Raw genomic sequence first — 1,770 nt, forward strand, 5'->3', positions numbered from 1 at the left:
GTACCGCCACCCGCCGTGTCCCCCCGGCCCGCCGCCGAACTGCGGGGCGTCACCTTCGCCTACGGCCCCGGGGCGCGGCCCGTGCTGGACGGGCTGGAGCTGACCGTGGCGGACGGCGAGCACCTGGCCGTGGTCGGCCCGAGCGGCATCGGCAAGTCCACCCTCACCGCCCTGCTCGCCGGCGCCCTGGTGCCGGACCGGGGCGAGGTGCGGGTCGCGGGCGTGCCCGCCGGACCGGACGGACCGCCGCACCCGGAGGCCCGCCGTGCGCTGCTGCCCCAGCAGGCGTACGTCTTCACCGGCACCGTCCGCGAGAACCTCGCCTACCTCCGCCCGGACGCCTCCCCGGCCGATCTCGAACAGGCGGTGCGCGCCCTGCGCCTGGGCCCGCTGCTGAACCGGCTCGGCGGCCTGGACGCGCCGGTGGATCCGCGCCGCCTCTCCCAGGGGGAGCGCCAGCGCCTCGCGCTGGGCCGGGCCTATCTCTCCCCGGCGCCGCTGCTGCTGCTGGACGAGGCCACCTGCCACCTCGACCCGGACACCGAGGAGCACGCGGAACGCGCGCTCGCCGCCCGTCCGGGCGCCCTGGTGGTGGTCGCCCACCGGATCAGCTCCGCCGTCCGGGCCGACCGGGTCCTCGTCCTGGACGGCGACCGCGCCCAGTGCGCCCCGCACGCCGAGCTGCTGGCCCGCTCGCCCCTCTACCGGGACCTGGTCGGCCGCTGGCAGCCCGAGGAGGCCGGAACACCCGGCGGGGTCACCTCGCCGACCGCGGACCGGTCCGCCCCCTCGGACCGATCCCGGGCGCGGGAGGTCACATCCAGCCCGCACCCTGGGTGATGCGTATCGCGTCGATCCGGTTGCGGGCGCCGACCTTCCGGGTGGCCGAGGCCATGTAGTTGCGCACCGTCCCGTTCGACAGGTGCAGCCCGCGGGCTATCTCCGCTATCGACTCGCCCTCGGCGGCCCGCGCCAGCACGCTCAGCTCGCGCGAGGTCAGGGGCATCCTGGTCGCCTCCAGAAAGCCGAAAGCGAGCGATTCGTCCACGAAGCGCTCGCCCGCCGCCACCTGCGTGATGCCCCGCACCAGCCGCTGGGGGGACCCGTGCTTGTCCACGAACCCCAGCGCCCGGGCCTCGAAGGCTCTTCTGAGCGCCCCCGGCCGGGCCGCCGACGCCAGGACCAGAAGCCCCGCCCGGGGCCCCGGAATCGGCTCGTCCGTACTCTCCCCACCCTCCAGCAGCGCCGAAGCGCCCGGACAGTCCAGGTCCACCACGCACACGTCCGGACGTAACGCCCCCGCGTGCCGGCCGGCGGTGCGCCAGTCGGCCGCGCACACGTCGAAGGTCCCCTCCGTCTTCAGCAGCGCCGCCAGCGCGGAGCGCATCAGGCTGACACTGTGCAGCACGAGCACCCTGGTCATGGCCATCCCCTCCCGGTCGTCAACCCGGTCATGAACACACCGGGCATCCGTATGGTCACCCAAGCGGCTTCCCAGGACGGCCGAAACGGAACCTCACTCCGCAGCGGATGGCAGCGTGTCCCCGCACCGAACGCGCGCCCCCTGCGCCCCCCGTGCATCAGGCGCGCCCGCGTGCACGGCGCGCGGCCGCTCCCCGCCGCCGGACCGGTGCGCGTCGTCAGAGGCGTACGCCGTCCGTGGGACGGGCCGAGGCCGGCCGGTGGGCCGTACGCGGGAACTCCCGGCCGCGCGCGTGCGCACCCCGCCCGCAACCGGATACCGCTGTTCTGCCAGCCCCACCCCACGGC

Annotated in this window: 2 protein-coding genes; one reads left to right on the top strand and one right to left on the bottom strand. The window is 75.9% G+C overall.

Annotated features, from left to right (window positions below):
- On the top strand, positions 1-840 hold an 840-nt coding region (locus C6N75_RS27345; protein ID WP_181160643.1), incomplete at its 5' end, for an ATP-binding cassette domain-containing protein.
- On the opposite strand, the gene C6N75_RS27350 is transcribed toward C6N75_RS27345, so the two are convergent.
- The gene (locus tag C6N75_RS27350; protein WP_322888083.1) at positions 815-1,423 is read right to left on the bottom strand and encodes a response regulator transcription factor; all 609 of its coding nucleotides are present in this window, start codon (positions 1,421-1,423) and stop codon (positions 815-817) included. The genes C6N75_RS27345 and C6N75_RS27350 overlap by 26 nt on opposite strands.
- Positions 1,424-1,770: the final 347 nt, after the last annotated feature.

The organism is Streptomyces solincola (genome assembly GCF_002982015.1).
GTDB classification, from domain to species: domain Bacteria; phylum Actinomycetota; class Actinomycetes; order Streptomycetales; family Streptomycetaceae; genus Streptomyces; species Streptomyces solincola.